This is a genomic window from Bacillus pacificus (assembly GCF_020861345.1).
GTDB classification, from domain to species: Bacteria; Bacillota; Bacilli; order Bacillales; family Bacillaceae_G; genus Bacillus_A; species Bacillus_A pacificus.
Genome location: NZ_CP086328.1, coordinates 5,007,501 through 5,010,000, shown reverse-complemented (window position 1 = coordinate 5,010,000; position 2,500 = coordinate 5,007,501). Strand labels below are relative to the sequence as shown.

Annotated in this window: 6 tRNA genes and 2 rRNA genes (2 of these 8 only partly in view); all 8 read left to right on the top strand. The window is 51.4% G+C overall.

Features of this window, described 5'->3' with window-relative positions:
- Positions 1 to 1,777, top strand: a 23S ribosomal RNA gene (locus LMD38_RS25835); it begins 1,144 nt to the left of the window's first position.
- A gap of 101 nt (positions 1,778 to 1,878) precedes the next feature.
- Positions 1,879 to 1,994: ribosomal RNA gene (gene rrf, locus LMD38_RS25830) — 5S ribosomal RNA — on the top strand.
- 5 nt (positions 1,995 to 1,999) lie between these two features.
- Positions 2,000 to 2,075, top strand: a tRNA-Val gene (locus LMD38_RS25825).
- Positions 2,076 to 2,079: 4 nt separating this feature from the next.
- Positions 2,080 to 2,155: transfer RNA gene (locus tag LMD38_RS25820), tRNA-Thr, on the top strand.
- Between the two features lie 13 nt (positions 2,156 to 2,168).
- Positions 2,169 to 2,244, top strand: a tRNA-Lys gene (locus tag LMD38_RS25815).
- A gap of 14 nt (positions 2,245 to 2,258) precedes the next feature.
- Positions 2,259 to 2,339, top strand: a tRNA-Leu gene (locus LMD38_RS25810).
- A gap of 29 nt (positions 2,340 to 2,368) precedes the next feature.
- Positions 2,369 to 2,443, top strand: a tRNA-Gly gene (locus LMD38_RS25805).
- Positions 2,444 to 2,459: 16 nt separating this feature from the next.
- Positions 2,460 to 2,500 (top strand) — tRNA-Leu (locus LMD38_RS25800); it runs 48 nt beyond the window's last position.

Below are 2,500 nucleotides of genomic sequence, written 5' to 3'. Positions count from 1 at the left end.
GCTCACTAGTCGAGTGACTCTGCGCCGAAAATGTACCGGGGCTAAATACACCACCGAAGCTGCGGATTGATACCAATGGTATCAGTGGTAGGGGAGCGTTCTAAGGACAGTGAAGTCAGACCGGAAGGACTGGTGGAGTGCTTAGAAGTGAGAATGCCGGTATGAGTAGCGAAAGACGGGTGAGAATCCCGTCCACCGAATGCCTAAGGTTTCCTGAGGAAGGCTCGTCCGCTCAGGGTTAGTCAGGACCTAAGCCGAGGCCGACAGGCGTAGGCGATGGACAACAGGTTGATATTCCTGTACCACCTCTTTATCGTTTGAGCAATGGAGGGACGCAGAAGGATAGAAGAAGCGTGCGATTGGTTGTGCACGTCCAAGCAGTTAGGCTGATAAGTAGGCAAATCCGCTTATCGTGAAGGCTGAGCTGTGATGGGGAAGCTCCTTATGGAGCGAAGTCTTTGATTCCCCGCTGCCAAGAAAAGCTTCTAGCGAGATAAAGGTGCCTGTACCGCAAACCGACACAGGTAGGCGAGGAGAGAATCCTAAGGTGTGCGAGAGAACTCTGGTTAAGGAACTCGGCAAAATGACCCCGTAACTTCGGGAGAAGGGGTGCTTTCTTAACGGAAAGCCGCAGTGAATAGGCCCAAGCGACTGTTTAGCAAAAACACAGCTCTCTGCGAAGCCGTAAGGCGAAGTATAGGGGGTGACACCTGCCCGGTGCTGGAAGGTTAAGGAGAGGGGTTAGCGTAAGCGAAGCTCTGAACTGAAGCCCCAGTAAACGGCGGCCGTAACTATAACGGTCCTAAGGTAGCGAAATTCCTTGTCGGGTAAGTTCCGACCCGCACGAAAGGTGTAACGATTTGGGCACTGTCTCAACCAGAGACTCGGTGAAATTATAGTACCTGTGAAGATGCAGGTTACCCGCGACAGGACGGAAAGACCCCGTGGAGCTTTACTGTAGCCTGATATTGAATTTTGGTACAGTTTGTACAGGATAGGCGGGAGCCTTTGAAACCGGAGCGCTAGCTTCGGTGGAGGCGCTGGTGGGATACCGCCCTGACTGTATTGAAATTCTAACCTACGGGTCTTATCGACCCGGGAGACAGTGTCAGGTGGGCAGTTTGACTGGGGCGGTCGCCTCCTAAAGTGTAACGGAGGCGCCCAAAGGTTCCCTCAGAATGGTTGGAAATCATTCGTAGAGTGCAAAGGCATAAGGGAGCTTGACTGCGAGACCTACAAGTCGAGCAGGGACGAAAGTCGGGCTTAGTGATCCGGTGGTTCCGCATGGAAGGGCCATCGCTCAACGGATAAAAGCTACCCCGGGGATAACAGGCTTATCTCCCCCAAGAGTCCACATCGACGGGGAGGTTTGGCACCTCGATGTCGGCTCATCGCATCCTGGGGCTGTAGTCGGTCCCAAGGGTTGGGCTGTTCGCCCATTAAAGCGGTACGCGAGCTGGGTTCAGAACGTCGTGAGACAGTTCGGTCCCTATCCGTCGTGGGCGTAGGAAATTTGAGAGGAGCTGTCCTTAGTACGAGAGGACCGGGATGGACGCACCGCTGGTGTACCAGTTGTTCTGCCAAGGGCATAGCTGGGTAGCTATGTGCGGAAGGGATAAGTGCTGAAAGCATCTAAGCATGAAGCCCCCCTCAAGATGAGATTTCCCATAGCGTAAGCTAGTAAGATCCCTGAAAGATGATCAGGTTGATAGGTTCGAGGTGGAAGCATGGTGACATGTGGAGCTGACGAATACTAATAGATCGAGGACTTAACCATATAATATGTAGCAATGTTATCTAGTTTTGAAAGAATATAAAAAACTTGTTGACTTTCAAAGTTAAATGAGTTACAATAATTCTTGTCTTAAATGAATACAGTCTGGTAATGATGGCAGAGAGGTCACACCCGTTCCCATACCGAACACGGAAGTTAAGCTCTCTAGCGCCGATGGTAGTTGGGACCTTGTCCCTGTGAGAGTAGGACGTTGCCAGGCAATTCGGAGGATTAGCTCAGCTGGGAGAGCACCTGCCTTACAAGCAGGGGGTCGGCGGTTCGATCCCGTCATCCTCCACCATTTAGCCGACTTAGCTCAATTGGTAGAGCAACTGACTTGTAATCAGTAGGTTGGGGGTTCAAGTCCTCTAGTCGGCACCAGTTTTTATTGTAAGAGCCATTAGCTCAGTTGGTAGAGCATCTGACTTTTAATCAGAGGGTCGAAGGTTCGAGTCCTTCATGGCTCACCATTTTTAATGAATATGCGGGTGTGGCGGAATTGGCAGACGCACTAGACTTAGGATCTAGCGCCTTTGGCGTGGGGGTTCGACTCCCTTCACCCGCACTTTTAATGAAATAACTCAAACATGTCTTGCGGAAGTAGTTCAGTGGTAGAATACAACCTTGCCAAGGTTGGGGTCGCGGGTTCGAATCCCGTCTTCCGCTCCAATTTTCAATATGACATGCCGGGGTGGCGGAACAGGCAGACGCACAGGACTTAAAATC